This window comes from Streptomyces sp. CA-294286 (assembly GCF_050947155.1).
In the GTDB taxonomy this organism is placed as follows: Bacteria; Actinomycetota; Actinomycetes; order Streptomycetales; family Streptomycetaceae; genus Streptomyces.
The window spans coordinates 3581450-3600961 of record NZ_CP192005.1; the positions used below are offsets into that span (position 1 = coordinate 3581450).

Annotated in this window: 15 protein-coding genes; 13 read left to right on the forward strand and 2 right to left on the reverse strand. The window is 72.2% G+C overall.

The window, feature by feature from the left end; all coding sequences use genetic code 11:
• Positions 1–27 precede the first annotated feature (27 nt).
• The 12 genes from ACQPZG_RS20755 to ACQPZG_RS20810 all read left to right on the forward strand — a co-directional run bounded on the left by ACQPZG_RS20755 (position 28) and on the right by ACQPZG_RS20810 (position 16933).
• Positions 28–2679 carry a YCF48-related protein gene (locus ACQPZG_RS20755; protein WP_433547240.1) on the forward strand — a complete coding sequence of 884 codons (2652 nt, stop codon included), beginning with the start codon at positions 28–30 and terminating at the stop codon, positions 2677–2679.
• 47 nt (positions 2680–2726) lie between these two features.
• Positions 2727–3341, forward strand: coding sequence for an RraA family protein (locus tag ACQPZG_RS20760; RefSeq protein WP_433547241.1), 615 nt, complete (start codon positions 2727–2729; stop codon positions 3339–3341).
• A gap of 267 nt (positions 3342–3608) precedes the next feature.
• Positions 3609–5171, forward strand: coding sequence for an amino acid adenylation domain-containing protein (locus ACQPZG_RS20765; protein ID WP_433547242.1), 1563 nt, complete (start codon positions 3609–3611; stop codon positions 5169–5171).
• 22 nt (positions 5172–5193) lie between these two features.
• Complete coding sequence (locus ACQPZG_RS20770; RefSeq protein ID WP_433547243.1) at positions 5194–6603, forward strand: citrate/2-methylcitrate synthase; 1410 nt, start codon at positions 5194–5196, stop codon at positions 6601–6603.
• A complete protein-coding gene (gene acnA / locus ACQPZG_RS20775) occupies positions 6600–9131 on the forward strand; it encodes an aconitate hydratase AcnA (protein ID WP_433547244.1) in 2532 nt (843 codons plus the stop codon). Before ACQPZG_RS20770 ends, acnA begins: the two co-directional genes overlap by 4 nt.
• On the forward strand, positions 9128–10504 hold the full coding sequence (locus ACQPZG_RS20780; RefSeq protein ID WP_433547245.1) for a DUF6025 family protein: 1377 nt from the start codon (positions 9128–9130) through the stop codon (positions 10502–10504). The genes acnA and ACQPZG_RS20780 overlap by 4 nt, the downstream gene beginning before the upstream one ends.
• A complete protein-coding gene (locus ACQPZG_RS20785) occupies positions 10501–11508 on the forward strand; it encodes a mandelate racemase/muconate lactonizing enzyme family protein (protein WP_433547246.1) in 1008 nt (335 codons plus the stop codon). Before ACQPZG_RS20780 ends, ACQPZG_RS20785 begins: the two co-directional genes overlap by 4 nt.
• Before the next feature lies 1 nt (position 11509).
• Entirely contained in the window at positions 11510–12469 is a 960-nt protein-coding gene (locus ACQPZG_RS20790) for a D-2-hydroxyacid dehydrogenase family protein (RefSeq protein WP_433547247.1), read from the forward strand.
• 52 nt (positions 12470–12521) lie between these two features.
• A complete protein-coding gene (locus ACQPZG_RS20795) occupies positions 12522–13874 on the forward strand; it encodes an LLM class flavin-dependent oxidoreductase (protein WP_433547248.1) in 1353 nt (450 codons plus the stop codon).
• Complete coding sequence (locus ACQPZG_RS20800) at positions 13871–14368, forward strand: flavin reductase family protein (protein WP_433547249.1); 498 nt, start codon at positions 13871–13873, stop codon at positions 14366–14368. Before ACQPZG_RS20795 ends, ACQPZG_RS20800 begins: the two co-directional genes overlap by 4 nt.
• Before the next feature lie 3 nt (positions 14369–14371).
• Positions 14372–15604 (forward strand): ATP-grasp domain-containing protein, encoded by a 1233-nt coding sequence (locus tag ACQPZG_RS20805; RefSeq protein WP_433547250.1) that lies wholly within the window; start codon positions 14372–14374, stop codon positions 15602–15604.
• Between the two features lie 72 nt (positions 15605–15676).
• On the forward strand, positions 15677–16933 hold the full coding sequence (locus ACQPZG_RS20810) for an ATP-grasp domain-containing protein (protein ID WP_433547251.1): 1257 nt from the start codon (positions 15677–15679) through the stop codon (positions 16931–16933).
• A gap of 140 nt (positions 16934–17073) precedes the next feature.
• Here the strand turns inward: ACQPZG_RS20810 and ACQPZG_RS20815 are convergent, their stop codons facing one another.
• A complete protein-coding gene (locus ACQPZG_RS20815; RefSeq protein ID WP_433547252.1) occupies positions 17074–17619 on the reverse strand; it encodes a GNAT family N-acetyltransferase in 546 nt (181 codons plus the stop codon).
• Positions 17620–17680: 61 nt separating this feature from the next.
• Here ACQPZG_RS20815 and ACQPZG_RS20820 point away from each other — a divergent pair, with 61 nt between their 5' ends.
• Positions 17681–18478 carry an exodeoxyribonuclease III gene (locus ACQPZG_RS20820; RefSeq protein WP_433547253.1) on the forward strand — a complete coding sequence of 266 codons (798 nt, stop codon included), beginning with the start codon at positions 17681–17683 and terminating at the stop codon, positions 18476–18478.
• 198 nt (positions 18479–18676) lie between these two features.
• Here the strand turns inward: ACQPZG_RS20820 and ACQPZG_RS20825 are convergent, their stop codons facing one another.
• Complete coding sequence (locus ACQPZG_RS20825; RefSeq protein WP_433549482.1) at positions 18677–19351, reverse strand: MerR family transcriptional regulator; 675 nt, start codon at positions 19349–19351, stop codon at positions 18677–18679.
• Positions 19352–19512: the final 161 nt, after the last annotated feature.

Below are 19512 nucleotides of genomic sequence, written 5' to 3' on the forward strand. Positions count from 1 at the left end.
ACCCCTCACCTCGACGAGGTTTCCCCCATGACCTGCACCATCGCTCCCCGGAGCGTCAACCTCCAGGGTGTCTGCCTGGTGGACGAAACACACGGCTGGGCCGTCGGCGACGGGGGCATGATCCTCGCGACCGACGACGGCGGCCTGCGCTGGCACTCCCAGGGCAGCACGGACAAGGACCTGCGCGCGGTCTGCTTCGCCGACACCGAACGCGGCTGGACAGCGGGTCGCGACGGCGTCATCCTGCACACCACCGACGGCGGCCGCCGCTGGGAGCAGCGGGCGACCGGCACGGACCGGAACCTGTACGGCATCTCCTTCGAGCCCGCCGGCCGCACCGGCTGGGCCGTCGGCGACAGCGGCACCGTCCTCGCTTCCTTCGACGGTGGGCTCACCTGGCAGCCGCAGTCCTCCGACGGCACCCACTTCACGCGCTGTTTCACGTGGGACGAGAAGACCGCGTGGATCATCGGCAAGCGCGGCAGCATCCACGCCACCACCGACGCGGGCATGACCTGGGTCGTCCAGCAGAGCAACGCCGAGGTCGACCTGCGCGGCATCTTCGCGGTCTCGCCCGAACTGTGCTGGGCCGTCGGCCGCATGGGCACCGTCCTGCGCTCCGAGGACGGCGGCACCACCTGGACGAGAGAGGACAGCGGCACCGGTCTCGATCTGTACGGGCTGTGGGCGGCACCGGACGGCCGCGAGGTCAGGACCTCCGGCGACGACGGGATCGTCCTCGCCTCCCACGACGGCGGGCGCACCTGGTCCCCGCAGCCCAGCGGCACGACCAAGGACGTGGTGTCGCTCGCCTTCATGCCCGACACCCGGCACGGCTGGACGGTCGGCGACTCCGGCCTCATCCTGGCCACCCCCGACGGCGGCGACACCTGGACACCGCAACTCAGCGGCATCCACAAGGATCTCGTCGGCCTGCACGGCGCGGGCGCCGCCCGCTGGGTGGTCGGCGGGGAAGGCGTGCTCGCCGTCACCACGGACGGCGGCGGCACCTGGCAGGTCGGCGACACCGGCACCGGCACACAGCTCTGGGACGTGACCTTCCTCGCCGACGCCCGGCGCGGGTGGGCCGTCGGGGACACCGGCCTGGTCCTGGCCACCGACGACGGCGGAGCGTCCTGGAGCCGCCAGGGGGCTCCCACGGCGGAGCCGCTGCTGAGCGTCCACTTCGAGGGCGAGCACGGCTGGGCGGCCGGCGGCGCCGGTACCGTCCTGGCCACCGTCGACGCCGGCGCCACCTGGCGCCCGGTGGACACCCCTGCCGAAGTCCCCCTGCTGAGCGTCCACTTCGCACCCGGCGGCGAGCGGGGCTGGGCCGTCGGGGCCGAGGGCGTGATCCTGGCCACCGACGACGCGGGCGCCACCTGGCAGGAACAGGACTCCGGGACGAACAGCACCCTGACGCACGTGCACGCGGGTACCGGTGGCAGGGCACGCGTCGTCGGCCGCTCCGGCACCCTCCTCACGACGAACGACGGCGGCGCCACCTGGGCAACGCAGGCCACCGGCACCGACGTCAGCCTGTGGGGCGTCGCGTTCACCGAGGCCGGCGAGCACGGTTGGGCGGTCGGCGACGGCGGCACGGTCCTCGCCACCGAGGACGGTGGCAGCACGTGGGCGCACCAGGACAGCGGCGTCGCCGACAACCTGAAGGCGGTGTGGACGCAGCCCGACGGCACCCGGGTGTGCGCCGCAGGCGACGGCAGCTCCGTCATCGCCACCGACAACCACGGTGCGACCTGGTTCTCGCAAGTCGCCAGCACCGGCCGGAACCTGTACGGCGTCCACCTCCTTCCCGACGGCCGGGACGGCTGGGCGGTCGGTGACGGCGGCACCGTCCTGGCCACCCGCGCCGGCTGCCGCTGGGCGCCGCAGCCCAGCGGCACGGCGGCGAACCTCTACTCCGTCTCTCCCGTGGACCGCGCCACCGCCTGGGCCGTCGGCCGGGCCGGCACCGTCCTGGTCACCCGCGACTCCGGCACCACCTGGCAGCAGCAGCCCAGCGGCAGCACCAGGGACCTCCTCGAAGTCCACATGCGCCCCGACGCCCGCACCGGCTGGGCCGTCGGCGACCGCGGCACCGTCCTCGGCACCCGGGACGGCGGCACCACGTGGGTGCACCAGTCCGGCCCGTACACCGGCTGCGCGCTGTGGGCGGTGGATTTCGCGGACGATCGTACGGGCTGGGCCGTCGGTACCGGCGGCCTCGTCCTCGCCACCCGGGACGGCGGCACCACCTGGGAGTCGCAGGACAGCGGCGGCGAGGACGACCTGATCGACATCCACGCCGTCGACACCGTCACGGCGTGGGCCGTCGGCCACCGCGGCACCGTCCTGCGCACCGGGGACGGCGGCCGTACCTGGGAGCGGCGCGAGAGCCCGACCCGGCAGAACTTCACCGCCGTGCACTTCTCACCCGACGGCCGGTTCGGCTGCGCGGTCGGCCGCAGCGACACCGTCATGACCTCGTACGACGGCGGCGCCACCTGGCAGGTCGGCACCACGGGCACGGGGATGTCCCTGTGGAACGTGCAGGTCCTCTCCGAGCGCGAGTCGTGGATCGTCGGCGACGAAGGCACCGTGCTGTCGACCTCCGACGGCGGCGCATCGTGGGGCCGGCACTTCTACAGCCCGGAGAAGGACGCGGCAGCCCGGCGCTGACCGACACACTGGATCACGACCACCGCAACACCGGAGCAGAGGAAGCAATGGACCACACATACCAGGACGTTCCTACCACCACCCTCGCCGACCTGCTGGGCCGCGAGCAGGTCATGGACATCGGCATCCGCCCGCTGTGGAACTCGCCGCGGATCGCCGGACCCGCGTACACGGCGCGGTGCGAGCCCGGCGACAACCTGATGCTGCACGCCGCGATCTACCGCGCCGAGCCGGGCTCGGTCGTCGTCGTGGAGTCGGGCGACGTGGACTACGCACTGGCCGGCGGCAACGTGTGCGCCGTCGCCCAACGCCGGGGCATCGCGGCCTTCGTGGTCGACGGCGTCATCCGCGACCTCGGCGAGGTGCGCGAGGCCGGGTTCCCGGTCTTCTCGCGCGGCGTCATCCCCATCCCCGGCACCAAGGAGAAGATCGGCGCGCACGGTGAACCCGCCCGCGTCGGCGGTGTGCTGGTGCACCCCGGCGACATCGTGGTCGCCGACGAGGAGGGCGTCGTCGTCACCCCCGCCGCCCGCCGGGAGGAGATCCTCGTGGCCGCCCGCGCGAAGCTCGCCAAGGAGGCCGAGCAGTCCCTCGACGCCTGGGAGGAGAACCACCGCGCCCGCATCGAGAAGGCGCTGAGCGACCAGGGCTTCAGCGGCTGACCGACCCCGCGCTCCGGTCCGCTCCGGCGGACCCCTCTTCAGCGACGTACGCCCGGACACCACCGGGAGTACGTCGCTGTTGCGTTTCCTGCCCCCGGTGATGCTCCGTCTCCGCCGGGGCCAACAGCCCCTCGCCGAGGGGCAAACGAGCAGAACGCCTTTTTCTCGGGTTAAGAGCGTTTAGAGGTTCAGCGCGCGCAATAGAGCCACCGGGAAACGCCGTGACTAGCGTCGTCGGAGTCCAGTCATCGATGAGTTCGGATCGACATGACCACAGCACTGAACGTGCGCCTGGGCGCCGGTCTCCTCCACCACGCGCGCGTCCTGCCCGACCGCGTTGCTCTGACCATCGGCCGCCGCGACTATTCCTACGGAGAGGCCGCGGCCACCGCGCGCCGGTGGGCTGCTCTGCTGGTCGAGGCGGTCGGCGGCCGTCCTCGCCGGGTCGGCGTGTTCGCCCACCGCAGCGAGGCCTCCTACCTGGGGGTCGTCGCCGCGCTGTGCGCGGGCGCCGCCTTCGTACCGCTGAACCGGAAGTTCCCGGACACGCGCACCCGCTCCATGCTGGAGCGCGCCGACGTCGACGCGCTGATCGTCGACGCGGCCTCGTTGCCCGGCCTCGCCGCGCTGCTGCGGGACCTGCCGCGCAAGCCGGTCGTGCTGCTGCCCGACGTCGTACGCAGCCAGGCGGGAGACCTCCCGGGCGTACGGGTGCTGGACGCCATGGACCTGGCCGTGGCCGCGCCGCTGGAACAGCTGCCGGAGGTGTCGCCCGACGACCTCGCCTACCTGCTGTTCACCTCGGGCAGCACCGGCGTCCCCAAGGGCGTGCCGGTCACCCACGGCAACGTGCGGGCGTTCCTCGACGCCAACCAGGAGCGTTACCGGCTCACCCCCGACGACCGGGTCACCCAGACCTTCGACCAGACCTTCGACCTGTCCGTCTTCGACCTGTTCATGGCATGGGAGAACGGCGCGCGGCTCTGCTCGATGGAGTCCATCGAACTCCTGGCGCCCTTCAAGTACCTGGAGCGCAACGGGATCACGGTGTGGTTCTCCGTGCCCTCCGTGGCCGCCGTACTGCGCAAGCGCGGCGTGCTCAGGCCCGGCACCATGCCCTCACTGCGCTGGAGCCTGTTCTGCGGTGAGGCGCTGCCCCGCGCCACCGCCGAGGCATGGCAGGCCGCCGCTCCGCAGTCCGTGGTGGAGAACCTGTACGGGCCGACCGAGCTCACCATCGCCTGCACGGTGCACCGCTGGGACCCGGCGACCAGCCCCGCGGCCTGCGTGCACGACAACGTGCCGATCGGCCGCCCCTACCCCGGCCTGCAACCCCTGGTGGTGGACGCCCGGCTGAACCCCGTACCGGACGGGGAGACCGGGGAGTTCTGCATGGCGGGACCGCAGACCACGCCCGGCTACTGGCGGGCCCCCGAGATCACCGCCGAACGGTACTTCGTGCACCAGGGCCGCACCTACTACCGCACCGGGGACCTGGTACGGCTGCAGGACGGCGAGTACGTCTGCCTCGGCCGCGACGACCAGCAGGTCAAGGTCGGCGGCCACCGCGTCGAACTGGGCGAGATAGAGGCCGTGCTGCGACGCGCGGGCGCTGTGGAGGCAGTCGCCCTGCTGTGGCCCGATCCCGACACCCTCACCGCCGTCGTCTCCGGCGCCGTCGCCCCGGCCGTGCTGGCCGAGGCCTGTGCCGCGGCGTTGCCCGGCTACATGACGCCGACCTCCGTGCGCGTCGTCGACGACATGCCGGTCAACGGCAACGGCAAGATCGACCGCGGTGCGCTGCGCAGCAGGCTCGACGAAGGTCTCTGACCCCAACCGAAGAAAGTGAATCGTGAGCAACGCCGACCAGCTCATCGCCCGTACCCTCGGCATCGCCGGGGACCGCGTCACGGACGGGCTCGAATACCAGTCGATCAGGGAATGGGACTCGCTCGGCCATGTCTCGCTGATGGTCGCCATCGAGCAGGAGTACGGCGTCGAGGTCGACGACGACCTGATGCTGGAGCTCCGTTCGGTGGCCGCCATCCGTGAGTTCGCCGCCGGCCGGGGCGCCCCGCGGGCCCCCGGGCAGGCAGGCACGGCCACGGCCGCCGCCGATCGGGACGAGCGCCGTACCGTGCACCGCGGCCTGGAGGGCGTCACCTTCGACCAGACCGCCATCACGCACATCGACGGCGCCGAGGGCGTCCTCGAATACCGCGGCTACAGCATCCACGACCTGGCCGAGCAGGCGTCCTTCGAGGAGGTCGCCCACCTGCTGGTGCACGGTGAACTGCCGGACGCCGCCGCCCTGCGGCACTTCGAGAAGCAGCTGAGCGCCGCCCGTGCGCTGCCCGCCCCCGTCCTGGACCTCGTCCGTTCACTCGCGCACGCGCACCCCATGGAAGTACTGCGCACGTGCATCTCGGCGCTCGGTGCGTTCGGTCCGCGGCGGACGCCCGGCACCGACGAGAGCCATGCCGAGGCACGCGAGACCGGCATCTCGCTGATCGCCCGCATACCGATGATCGTCGCCGCCCACCACGCGTTCCGCAGTGGCCGCGAGCCGGTGCGGCCGGCCGAGGACGCCACGCACGCCGAGGCGTTCCTCACCGTGCTGCTCGGTGAACGGCCCTCGCCGGCCGCGGTGCGGGTCATCGACAAGGGCTTCATCGTGCACGCCGACCACGGTTCCAACGCCTCCGCGTTCGCCGCCCGCGTCGCCATCGGCTGCCGTGCGGGCATGACGGCGGCCCTCACCGCCGCGGTCGCGGCCTTCGCGGGCTCCGTGCACGGCGGGGCCGCCGAGCGCGTCGTCGGCCTGGTCGACCGGGTCGGCTCCCCGGAGAACGCCGCCGACCACGTCGCGGCGCTACAGGCCCGGGGCGAGCCCGTGATGGGCTTCGGCCACCGCGTCTACCGCACCGAGGACCCCCGGGTACGTCATCTGCGCGCCTCGGTCGTCGAGCTGAGCGAGGAGCGTGGCGACAGCACGGGGCTCGACGTCCTCGACGCCGTGGCCGCAGCCATGCGCCCGTACAACCGGCACGGCGTCGCCGCCAACGTGGACCTGTACGCCGGGCTCGCCTACCGGCTCCTCGGCCTGCCGGACGACCTGGCGGTGCCGCTCTTCGTGGTCGGCCGCGCCCCCGGCTGGGTCGCCCAGGCGCTTGAGCAGCAGTCCAACAACGTGCTGATCCGGCCGCTGCTCGGCTACGTCGGCCCGCACGGGCGGACCTACCGGAAGGCGGACGACCGATGAGCCCTGCGACACCTGCGACGCTCTCGCTGCCCGACTTCGCCGCGGAGCAGGGCTTCGACCTCGGCGCCGTCCCGTTCACCGGGCGCGTTCTGCTCGAATCGCTGCTGCGCGGCGGCGACCGGCCGCGGGCAGCCACCCTCGGCAAGCGCCTCGCACAGGGCGAGGACCCCGACGTGGAGATGCCGTTCCGTCCCGCCCGCATTCTCGTGCAGGACTACACCGGCATCCCGCTGCTCGTCGACCTCGCCGTCCTGCGCGACCGCGTCGCCGAGCCGGGCCGGGTCAACCCCGCGCTGCCCATCGACGTCGTCGTCGACCACTCGGTACAGACCGACTGGGCGGGCCGTCCGGACGCGCTGGGTCTCAACGAGGCGCTGGAGATGTCCCGCAACCGCGAGCGCTACGCGCTCCTCAAGTGGGCCGAGGCCTCGTTCGACGGGCTGCGCGTCATTCCGCCCGGCCGCGGCATCGTCCACCAGGTCAACCTGGAGCAGCTCGCCACCGTCGTCGGCGAGGGCCCGGACGGCACCCTGTTCCCCGACACCGTACTCGGCACCGACAGCCACACCACCATGGTCAACGGCCTCGGCGTGCTGGGCTGGGGCGTCGGCGGCCTGGAGGCGGAGGCGCAGATGCTGGGCCTCGCCCAGCCGATCCGCATCCCCCCGATCGTCGGCGTCCGCCTCACCGGCGCGGTGAGCCCCGGCACCTCGCCCACCGACGTGGTGCTCGCCCTGACCCGCCGGCTCCGCGAGGAGAACGTGCGGGCCCTGATGCTGGAGTTCACCGGTCCGGGCGTCGACGAGCTCAGCGCGCCCGACCGCTGCACCATCGCCAACATGGCTCCCGAGTACGGCGCCATGTCCGCGTTCTTCCCGGTGGACGAGGAGACCCTGGACTACCTCCGCCGTACGGGGCGCACGGAAGCCGTGGTGTCCCGGGCACGGGACTACTGCCTGCGCCAGGGGATGCTGCGCGGGGGCGCCGAGCCCGTCTTCGGGCGGACCATCGACTTCGACCTCGGTGAGGTCGGCCCGAGCATCGCCGGCCCGAGCCGCCCCGACCAGCGCATCTCCCTCGGTGAGCTGCCCGCCTCCTTCGCGGCGCTGCACCCCGGCAGGATCCGCACCGAGGCGGGCGTCTCCGACGGCGACCTGGTCATCGCGGCCATCACGTCCTGCACCAGCACCTCCAACCCGAAGGCGATGCTGGCCGCCGGGCTGCTCGCCCGGCGCGCGGTCGAGCGCGGCCTGAAGGTGCCCGCGCACGTCAAGACCAGCCTCTCGCCCGGCTCCCGCGCCGTCACGCGCTACCTGGCGGACTCCGGGCTGCTCGCCGATCTGGAGACACTGGGTTTCCACGTCACCGGCTACGGTTGCATGACCTGCAACGGCGGCAGCGGGCCGCTCAACACCGGGGTCGGCGAGGCCGTCGACGAGGCGGGCCTCACGGTCGCCGCCGTGCTCAGCGGCAACCGCAACTTCGAGTCCCGCGTGCACAGCCAGGTCCGCGCCGGCTACCTCGCCTCCCCGGCCCTGGTGGTGGCCCTGGCCCTGGTCGGCAGCGTTCGCGCCGACGTGGAGAACCAGCCGCTCGGCACGGACGCCGACGGCCGACCCGTCCACCTGCGCGATCTGTGGCCGCACAACGGCGAACTGAGGCAACTGGAGGAGCAGTTCGTCACCCCCGAGGTGTTCGCCCACCAGGAGGCGCCCGGCCGCGCCTGGGAGGCCATCGGCGTGCCGGACAGCGAGGTGTACGCCTGGGACGAGACCTCCACGTACATCCGGCCCCCCGCCTACGTCGAACCGGGGCCCGGCCTCGGCTCGCTGACCGGGGCCCGTGCCCTGCTCGCGCTCGGCGACGACATCAGCACCGACCACATCTCACCCGTCGGCGCCATCCCGGCGGACTCGCCGGCCGGGCGCTACCTCGTCGAGCGGGGCGTCCGCGACTTCAACTCCTACGGTTCGCGCCGCGGCAATCACGAGGTGATGGCCCGCGGCACCTTCAGCAACCCGAGGCTGCGCAACCTGCTGATCGGCGAGAGCGAGAGCGGCGGAAGGACGCAGCACCTGCCGAGCGGTCCGGTGCTGCCCGTCTTCGACGCCGCCACGCGCTACGCCGAAACCGGCACCCCGCTGATCGTGCTGGCCGGTCGCAGTTACGGCATGGGGTCCTCCCGCGACTGGGCGGCCAAGGGCCCCTGGCTGCTGGGCGTCCGGGCCGTCCTCGCGGAGAGCTTCGAGCGCATCCACCGCGCCAACCTGTGCGCCATGGGCATCCTGCCGCTGCTGCTGCCCGCCGGACACGGCTGGGCCGACCTCGGCCTGACCGGCCGTGAGGAGTTCGCGCTGGACCTCGGCCGGGTCCGGGAGACCGCGGAAGTGCGGGTCACGGCCGACGGCCTGGACTTCACCGCACACGCCGATGTGCAGTCGGCGGGGGAGTGGGACGTCCTGCTGGCCGGCGGCACCCTGCCGTACCTGTTGCGGCGGATGCGCGCGGAGGAGGCCACCTCCTCATGACGCATGTTCTCGACCGGCTCGGTCTCCGTCGGGCGGCCGGCGCCGACGCTCTCACCGCCGGGGCGAAGACCTTCGTCCCGGTGCACGTCGGCACCCACGACGTGCCCATCGGCGCACTCCTCGACGCCCTGGACGCCGACCCGACGCTGCTGCCGCCGCGCACCGGTCACCTGGGCAACTGGGAGGACATCGCGGCCGGCCGCTCCGGACCGATGGACTTCAACACCGCCGTCTGCGGCGGTGGTCACGGCTACCCGCTGATCTACGGCTTCACCCGCACCGAGGCCGACACCGAGGGCGGCGACGAGGCGTACCAGCCCGGATCGCTCATCGACGGGGGCAAGCGGCACACCCTGCCGCTGCACACGTGGAACGGCGTCCGCTTCGTCCGCCGCGACCGTGCCAAGCCGCTCTTCTGCCCCCTGGTGCAGGCGGAGGTGGACGGGCAACTGGTTCCCCTGGTCGACCTGCACTGGCAGCGGATGCTGGCCCTGCCCGGCTACCGCTTCCGGCAGTGGGCCGCCGCCCTCACCGACAACGCCCCGCTGGTCACCGACATGCTCACCCTGCTCTTGGAGCAGGCGGCCCAGCAGGGCCGCAACCAGGCGTTCGCCGAGCTGATCAGTCAGGCCGTGCGCCTGGACGGCGAGGTGCGCCGCTGCGACCTGCGACCGGACGGCGCCGGCTATGTGCTCGACGGCCACCGCTATCCGTCGGCCCGTGCCCTCGCCGAGGCGGTCATGCTCACGGTGCACGCGCTGGTGGAGCCGGCGGAGTTCTTCGCGCGGCTGCCCGCGTTGCCGCCGGTCCTGCCGGTCATGTCGCTCCAGCTCACCAACGTGTTGTTCGCGCTGCTCGACATGCACCATCCCGACGCCCCGGCCGGTCCCCCCGAGAGCCCGTTCATCACCCACCTCCACTGGGGCGCACGGGCCATGGCCGGCTGCCCGCCGCGGCGCGGCGGCTACCTGTCCCGGCGTTCCACGGTGCGTTCCCTGCGCGCCCTCACCGACCCGCTGGTCCGGCACTTCGACGCGGCGAACCCGGTGGCCTTCGTGCTGCTGCCCGCCCAGGTCTTCATGCTCTGCCCGCCGAGCACGTCGCCGTACGACGCCGAAATCGTGGCGGAGCTGTTCCGAGAGGTGCGGGCGGCGCGTCCCGACGCCGCCTACGAGACGACGCTCACCTGGCTGGACGGAAACCGTGACCGGCTCTCGGAGTACCTGCGCGGCCGGTTCAGGAGCGGTAGCGGCGTGCCCGCCGACGACACTCTGCGCGAGCCCGCCGTGCCGACCGAGCCCGAGGGCTTCCGCGAGCTGACCTTCCGGCAGGCGTGCGGTGCCGTCGCCGCCTTCGAGGAGGTACTGGGATGAGGCTCACCCACCGCGAATACGTCATCGCCCTCAAGGAGCCGTTCGTCAGCAACACCGGCGTCACCACCGAAGTGCGCCAGCGCGTCGTCGAGACGACCTGGCAGGGGCTGCGGGGACTCGGGACCGCACGCGGCGCCGACCCCGCGGAGCTGGACGCCTGCGTACCGCTGCTGGCCGGCGCCTCGCCGTTCGCACTGCGCAGTGCGCTCGACCGGCTCAGGTGCGTCGGCCCCGCGACCCGGTCCGCCGTCGACATGGCACTGCACGACCTGCTCGGCAAGGCGACCGGGCAGCCCCTGCACCGCCTTCTCGGCCTCGACGGCCTGCCCGTCGAACCCACCGCACTGTCCATCGGCGCGTGTCCGGACGACGAACTCGTGCGGCAGGGGCGGCGGTTGGCCGACTGGCCCGTCCTCAAGCTCAAGCTCACCCCCCAGGACGACGGCAGCCGCGTCGCGGTGCTGCGCTCGGTCTACGACGGCCGCATCCGCGTCGACGCCAACGGCTCCTGGTCCCCCGACCGGGCCCTCTCGGTCGCCGCGGAGCTGCACCGGCACGGCGTGGAGCTGCTGGAGCAGCCCGTCGCCCCCGGCGCACTCGACGAACTCCAGTACGTGCACGAACGTTCCCCGGTCCCCGTCTTCGCCGACGAGGACTGCGTCGGACCCGAGGACGTGCTGCGGCTGCGCGGTCGCGTGAGCGGCATCAACATCAAGCTGGCCCGGTGCGGCGGTCTGGCGCGTGCGCAGGAGATGCTCGCGCTCGCCCGTGCCTGCGGTCTGCGGACCATGCTCGGCTGCAAGGTGGAGAGCGCCCTCGGCACGACTGCCATGGCGCAGCTCTCCGGTCTCGCCGACCACCTCGACCTGGACGGGCCCGTCGGCCTGCTCGACGACCCCTTCACCGGCGTACGCGTCGACCGCGGCGCCCTCACTCTGCCCGTGGCGCCCGGTATCGGGGCCACCCCCGTCCACGGACACCACGGACACCACGGAAAGGTCTGACATGCGGCTTCGCTGCGCCGTGCTCAACGACTTCCAGAACATCGCCACCCGCGTGGCCGACTGGAGCCCCGTCCAGGAACGCGTGGAGGTCGTCGGTTTCACCGAGCACTTCGCCACCGAGAACGAACTGGTCTCCGCGCTGGAGAACTTCGACATGGTGGTGACCCTGAGGGAGCGCGTCCCCTTCCACGCCTCCCTGCTCGACCGGCTTCCCCGGCTCAAACTGCTCGTCGCCTCCGGGATGCGCAACTCGGTGATCGACTACGCGGCCGCCGAGCGCAACGGAGTGGTCGTGTGCGGTACGGCAAGCACGTCGACCCCGCCCGTCGAGCTGACGTGGGCGCTGCTGCTCGGACTCGCCCGCGGCATCGTCACCGAGAACGAGGCGCTGCGGACGAACGGTCCCTGGCAGTCCACGGTGGGCGCCGACCTGCACGGTCGGCGGCTGGGTCTGCTCGGTTTGGGGAAGATCGGCAGCCGGGTGGCCCAGGTGGGCCTCGCCTTCGGCATGGAGGTGGTCGCGTGGAGCCAGAACCTCACCGAGGAGCGCGCCGACGAGGTCGGTGTCCGGTTGGCCGCCTCCAAGGAGGACCTCCTTTCCACCAGCGACTTCGTCTCCGTCCACCTGGTGCTGAGCGATCGGACCCGCGGGCTGCTCGGCGCGCCCGAGCTGGCCCTGCTCAAGCCGACGGCCTACCTGGTGAACACCTCGCGGGCGGACCTCGTCGACCAGGACGCCCTGCTCGCCGTGCTCCACGAGGGGCGGATCGCCGGAGCCGGGGTCGACGTGTTCGACGTCGAACCCCTGCCCGCGGGCCATCCCCTGCGCACCGCGCCCCGGCTCCTGGCCACCCCGCACCTCGGCTACGTGTCGCAGAGCAACTACCGCACCTATTACGGCCAGGCCGTCGAGGACATCCAGGCGTTCCTGGCCGGTGCTCCCGTACGGCGACTCGGCTGACCCCCCTCCGCCCACCCGACCTTCCCGTCACACGCCCCTTGGAGACCACCCGGTGAGCCCGCACCGCCGCATGATGAAGCTCGGCGCCTTCCTTCCCGCGCCGGGGCACCACGTCGCCGCCTGGCGGCACCCCCACGCCCGTCCCGACGGCGGACTCGACTTCGACTACTACCGCTCGTTGGTCCAGACCGCCGAACGCGGCAGGTTCGACATGATCTTCCTGTCCGACGGAGCCGGAGTACGCACCAAGTACAAGGACGCCGACGAACTGAGCCGTCAGGGCCGCATGGTGCACTTCGAGCCCATGACACTGCTCTCCGCGCTCGCCGTGCACACCGAGCACATCGGCCTCACCGCGACCGCTTCCACGACGTACAACGAGCCGTTCACCGTCGCCCGCCAGTTCGCTTCGCTCGACCACCTCAGCGCGGGCCGCTCCGGCTGGAACGTCGTCACCTCGGCGACCGACGCCGAGGCACGCAACTACAACCTGGACAAGCAGCCGGAGCACGCCGCGCGCTACCACCGTGCCCGGGAGTTCATGGAGGTCGTCACCGGCCTGTGGGACAGCTGGGAGGACGACGCCTTCCTCTACGACAAGGAGTCGGGCCGCTTCTTCGACCCGGACAAGCTCCACATCCTCGGGCACAGGGGCGAGCACTTCTCCGTACAGGGACCGCTCAACGTGGGCCGCCCGCCCCAGGGACACCCGGTGATCGTGCAGGCCGGCTCGTCGCCGGACGGCCAGGACTTCGCCGCCCGCTGGGCAGAGGTCGTCTTCACGGTGCAGCAGACCCTGGACCAGGCGCAGACCTACTACCGCGGACTGAAGAAGCAGATAGCCGACTACGGCCGCGATCCGGACGACGTGAAGATCCTGCCGGGTGCGTTCATCGTCGTGGGCCGCACGCGGGCGGAGGCCGAGGACAAGTACGCCACCCTCCAGTCGCTGGTCGACCCGGTCGTCGGCCTGGGGATGCTCTCGTACCAGCTCGGCATGATCGACATCTCCGGGTACCCGCTCGACGGACCGCTGCCCGAACTGCCCGCCGTCGAGGGTAGTACCAGCAAGCAGCAGGTGATCTACGAACAGGCCAGAAGGCAGGGCCTGACCATCCGTGAGCTGTATCTGGCCGTCGCGGCCGGACGGGGACACCGCTTCCTGCTCGGCACGGCCGAGTCCATCGCGGACGAACTGGAGGACTGGTTCGTCAACGAGGCCGCCGACGGCTTCAACATCATGCCCGATTTCCACCCCGACGGTCTGGACGCCATCGTCGACCTCCTCGTCCCCGAGCTCCAGCGGCGCGGGCTCGTACGCACCGAGTACGAGGGGACCACGCTCCGGGACAACCTCGGGCTGCCGAGGCCCGACTTCCCGTCCGTGCCGGGAGCGAAGGCGTGAGCGTCGACGCGTCGGCGCTGCGGTCCGTCCTGCGTGCGCATGCCTCGGGAGTCGCGGTACTGACCGCCCTCGGGTCCGACGGCCCCGTCGGGGTGACCGTCACGTCGTTCACCTCCGTCAGTGCCGCGCCGGCCCTGATCTCCGTCGCGCTCGCCGAGACCTCGAACACCCTGGCCCGGCTCAAGGAGTGCGAGTGGTTCGGCGTACAGGTGCTCGGCGCGCACCAGACGGACCTCGCCCGTCGCTTCGCTGCGCCCGACGTCGACCGGTTCGCCCCGCCCACCACCTGGCACCACGGGCCGCAGGGGGTGCCGCTCCTCGACGACTGCCTGAGCCGGCTCGTCTGTTCCCGGTACCACCAGGTCCAACTCGGTGACCACCACCTGCTGGTGGGCGCCGTGGAGCACGTGGAGCACGGGATGCCGGGCGACAGCCTGGTGCATGTGCACGGAAACCTGCGGCCAGTCACCTCCCCCGTCCCAGCAAGGACCTGAAACATGCCCAAAGTTCTGTTGTTCTCCCGTCAGCCGCTCACCTCCCGCCCCTTGCAGGAGTGGCTGGAGCGCCCTGCGGAAGACATCGTCCTGATCACGACCCCGCAGGCGGTCGTCGGTGCGGAGACCGTCCTGGCCTCGTGCTTTCCGCAGCACAGGCTCGTCGACGACTACCACTCCTGGTCCACGGAGCAGGTCGCCGAGGAGGCGGCCCGCGAGCACGGGGTGGACCTCGTCGCGAGCACGAGTGAGAGCGATGTGCTGCGCGCCGCCCGGCTGCGGGCCCGCCTGGGCCTGCCGGGACAGGACGTCGCGTCCGCGACCGCGTACCGGGACAAGGTGGTGATGAAGCAACTGGCGCGTGCGGCCGGCATCCGCGTCCCCGCGTTCACCGCGGTCGACAGCCCGCAGGACCTGCTCGGCTTCGTCGAGGCCGAGGGCCTCCCCGCCGTGGTCAAGCCGCGCTCCGGGGCAGGGGCCGAGGGGGTGGCGATCCTGCGTACCGCCGCGGACGTGACCGCCTTCCTCGGTCGTGGGCGCACCTCGGACGTGCCCTATCTGCCGGGCCAGTGGATGGCCGAGAGCTATGTGACCGGCGAGTTCTTCCACGTCGACGGCATCATGCACGAGGGCCGGGTCGTCTGCGCCTGGCCGGGGCAGTACAGCGGAGGTCTTGCGGAGCGGATCCGTGATCAGCTGCATGTGGGGAGTGTGCTCCTCGCGCCGGAGGACGAGCGCACCCCGGTCATGCTGCGGATGGCCGACGACGTCGTCGCGAGTCTGCCGGGGGCCGAGTTGCCGCTCGCCTTTCACCTGGAGGCGTGGATAGGCCTCGACGGCGTACCGGTGCTGTGCGAGATCGCCAGTCGTGCGGGCGGATCCCTGATAGGCGAACAGTTCGAGCGGGCCTTCGGCGTTCACCTGGCGCGGGAGGGTCTCCGGGCGCAGTGCGGCCTGCCGCTCGGTCGCAGCACCCGGCCCGCGGCCCCCTCGGTCGCCGTCGGCTACGTGCTGCTGCCCCCTGGGCGGGGGACCTTCGTACCACCGGCCCTGCCCTGCCCGGTTCCCGGGACGGAGGTCGTCCTGCTGCGGGAACCCGGGGCGCAGTGCAAGGGGGTGGAGCACGTGGGGGACGGGGTGGCCAGCGTTCTCGTCCAGGCCGAGACCGCGGAGGCGGTCCGCAAGCTCCTCGCCGAAGCCATGGGGTGGTGGCACGACAACACCGTCTGGCGTTAGCGCCGGCCCGGCTCCCGCATCACGCACACATCAGTCTGCTTCAACCCTGACGACCGGAGAGGACAAGAAGCCTTGTCTGAACACGTCCTGATCGTCGGCCCCGGCCGCGACTTCCCCGCCCGCATCCGCAGCGCTCGGCCGGACACCCGGACGACGGTGATCTGCCAGCTGGACTACATAGGCAAGGTACGCGCGCCCGGCGAGAACGCCCGGGTCATCGGCGTGCGCAGCGATGCACCCGACCAGGAGTGGATCGACCTGGCCGCGGCGGTGCACGCGCTGCACCCCTTCACCCGGATCGGCACCTTCGGTGAACGCGACCAGGACCATTACGCCGTGATCGCCGAGGCCCTGGGCCTGTCCGCCCACAGCACGGACACGGTGTCCCTGGTCCACGACAAGGAAGCCATGCGGGTTCGTCTGCGCGAGGCGGGGGTGGACTCCACCCGCAGCGCCCGAGCCGCCGATGTCGCGGAGCTGCGTGCCTTCGTGGAGCAGTGCGGCCTGCCCTGTGTGGTGAAGCCGATCTCCAGCTCGGGCAGCGCCGGCGTCACCAAGGTGAGGCACGAGAGCGAGCTGGCCGACGCCTTCACGAGGGCCAGTGCCAGCTACCTCGGACTGACGAACGCGGGTGTCCTGGTCGAGGAGTTCCTCGACGGCCCGCAGTTCAGCGTCGAGGCGTTCTCGGAACTGGGCGAGCACCAGGTGGTGGCCGTCACCCGCAAGTTCTCGGATCCGCGGTCCTTCGTCGAACTCGGACACGTGTCTCCCGCAGCGGTCGCCGCCGACGTGTCCGAGCAGATCCACGGGTACGTGAGCGGTGTGCTCGACGCCCTGGGTGTGGAGTTCGGTCCCACCCACACGGAGATCGTCCTCGGCGACAGGGGGCCCCGGCTGATCGAGACGCATGTCCGCATGGGGGGAGACCGGATTCCGGACCTGGTCCTGGAGGCGACCGGCGTCGACGTCGACGACTGCGCGGCTCGCCAGACCCTGGGGGAGAAGGTCCTGCCGGACGTCCGCGCCGCGCTCGCCGAGGACCGCCCGGCCCGTAGCTCGGCCATCTGGTTCGCTTCGCTGGACGCCGCCGGAGTACTCGACGGCGTGTCCGGCCTCGACGAGGCCCGCGCACGCCCTGGCGTGACCGAGGTCGCCGTGCTGGCGCGCGAGGGCGCGGAGGTGGGCAGGCTGGAGACGTCGGAGTCACGCGTGGCCTACGCACGTGCGCTCGGCGAGACCGCCGACGAGGCGGTGACCGCGGCACGGGAGGCGGTGGAATCCCTTGTCTTCCGACTTCAGGTGCCCCATTGGCGTGGCGCGACGGTATGACCCCTCCGGCCCGCGGGCCCCGCATCCCCACCGAATCCGCCCGCGGGTGTACGCCGGCGCGGCGCGCACACCGGGGCGGGCGGGTCCGTCCGGACGGCTCGTGGTGACGGGAGTCACGGCACCGCGGCACCGGGCGGGAGCTACGGCAGGGGCCTGCGCTGCGCGGGTATGGGTGTCGTGGCGTGGTGCGTCGGGGGCTGCGGGGTCAGGGGTTTGGTGAAGCAGCGGCTCTCGTCGGTCGTGCGGTAGAGGCCGAAGCGGTCCGCCTGGGGAACCCGGGTGTAGCCGGAGGAGAGGTAGAGGGCGATGGCCTCGGGCTGTTCGGTACCGGTTTCCAGGACCATGCGGGTACGGCCGGCGGCGCGCGCGTCGGCTTCGAGGAGGGCCAGGATGCGGCGGGCGAGGGCCTTGCCGCGGGCCGCCGGGACGACGTACATGCGCTTGAGCTCGGCGTCGCCGTCGGCGTAGTTCTCCTCGCCCGCCTGCTGGGCGCGCCAGCCGCCGGTGGCCACCGGGAAGCCTTCGTCGTCGTACGCGATCAGGTACCGGCCGCGGGGCGGGGTGAACATCGCGGGGTCGAGCGGGGTCAGGTCGCTCTCTCCGTAGCGTTCGGCGTATTCGAGCTGCACCTGGTCGTTGAGTTCGACCGCGTCGGGATGGTCGTAGGCGATGGGGCGGATGTTCATGGGATGAGCGTACGAGTGGAGCTGGGGCGGTTCGCGAGTGGTGGGTCGGTAGGGTTTTCGGATGCTGACTGTGACTTCTGTGAACGTGAATGGCCTGCGGGCCGCCGCCAAGAAGGGCTTCGTGCCCTGGCTGGCGGGGTCCGACGCCGATGTGGTGTGCCTCCAGGAGGTGCGGGCGGAGGCCGAGCAGCTTCCGGAGGAGGTGCGGGCGCCGGAGGGCTGGCACGTGGTGCTCGCCCCGGCCGCTGCGAAGGGGCGGGCCGGGGTCGCGGTGTACTCGCGGCAGGAGCCGTCGCGGGTGCGCATCGGCTTCGGGAGCGAGGAGTTCGACGCGAGCGGGCGGTACGTGGAGGTCGACCTGCCGGGCGTGACGGTGGCGAGCCTGTACCTGCCCTCGGGTGAGGTCGGGACCGAGAAGCAGGACGAGAAGTACCGCTTCATGGACGAGTTCATGCTGTACCTGGTGGGGCTCAAGGAGCGGGCCGCCGCGGACGGGCGTGAGGTCGTGGTGTGCGGCGACTGGAACATCGCCCACCGGGAGGCCGACCTGAAGAACTGGAAGGCGAACCGGAAGTCGTCCGGGTTCCTCCCCGAGGAGCGGGAGTGGCTCGGGCGGGTGTTCGAGGAGGCGGGGTACGTGGACGTCGTACGGGCGCTGCATCCGGACGTCGAGGGGCCGTACTCGTGGTGGTCGTACCGGGGGCGGGCCTTCGACAACGACAGCGGGTGGCGCCTCGACTACCACGTGGCGACGAGCGGGCTGGCCGGGCGCGCGGTGAAGGGCTGGGTCGAGCGTGCGGCGACGCACGGGGAGCGGTGGAGCGATCACGCGCCGGTGACGGTGGTGTACGAGAGGTAGGCGGGGCACCGTCCGGGAGGCGCTCTGCGCATGGGGGCCCGGCCCGATGCTCTGCGCGTGGGGGCCCGGCGCGGCGCTCTGCGCATGGAGCCCAACCGGTGCTCCGCACCCGGGAGGCTTCGTCCGGGTGGCGTTTGTGCGCGGGGCCGTCGTGGAGGGGGCGCCGTCCGGGCGGGGCCGTCGGGTGCGCGGGGTCCGTCAGGGGGCGAGGTGGCGGTCCAGGGCCAGGGAGAGTTCCGCCGCCACGACGCTCTTGGCGAGCGGGCGCAGGCGCCGCGGGTCCGCGTCGTGCGTGGTGACGAGGTCGATGAAGACCTGGGCGAGGACGTCGGCGTGCTCGCGGACCCGGAGGCCGGCCGCCATCACCTCGGAGAGCGGTACGCCCTCCCGTACCAGCGCGGCCGACACGTCCAGCAGGCGGCGGCTGATGTGGACGACCTCGTCGCCGTCGACGGCGAGGTAGCCGAGGGCCATCGCGGACGCCAGGTTCTCCGGGGTGACCTCGCCCTCGAAGTAGTCGGCGAGCTGCTCGGGGGTCAGGCGGACCGGGACCTCCTCCGTCGGGGCCCCCGGGGTGCCGGGGGCGCCCGTGATGCCCGGGACGCCCGGGGTGCTGGGGGTCCCCGGGGCGGCGCCCAGGGAGAGGAGTTCGCCGACGTCGCGGCCGCTGTCGAAGGTGGCGGCCAGGTCCGCGATGCCGGTGAGCGTGTGGCCGCGTTCCAGCAGGGCGGCGATGGTGCGCAGGCGGGCGAGGTGGTGGTCGTTGTACCAGGCGATGCGGCCTTCGCGCCGTGGCGGGGGGATGAGCTTGCGTTCGCGGTAGAAGCGCACGGTGCGTACGGGTATGCCGGCCTCCTCGGCCAGTTCCTCCATGCGGTACTCGCGCGACGCGCGCTGCTCGGCCTGCCGGGGTCCGGATGCTTCTTCCACGCCCGGAAGCCTATGTCGTACCCCCGGTAACTTTCCCTCGCCGGACCCCTACCGATCAGTACGCCGCTGCTCTACGCTCCCCACCATGCCAGTGATTGCTGGCG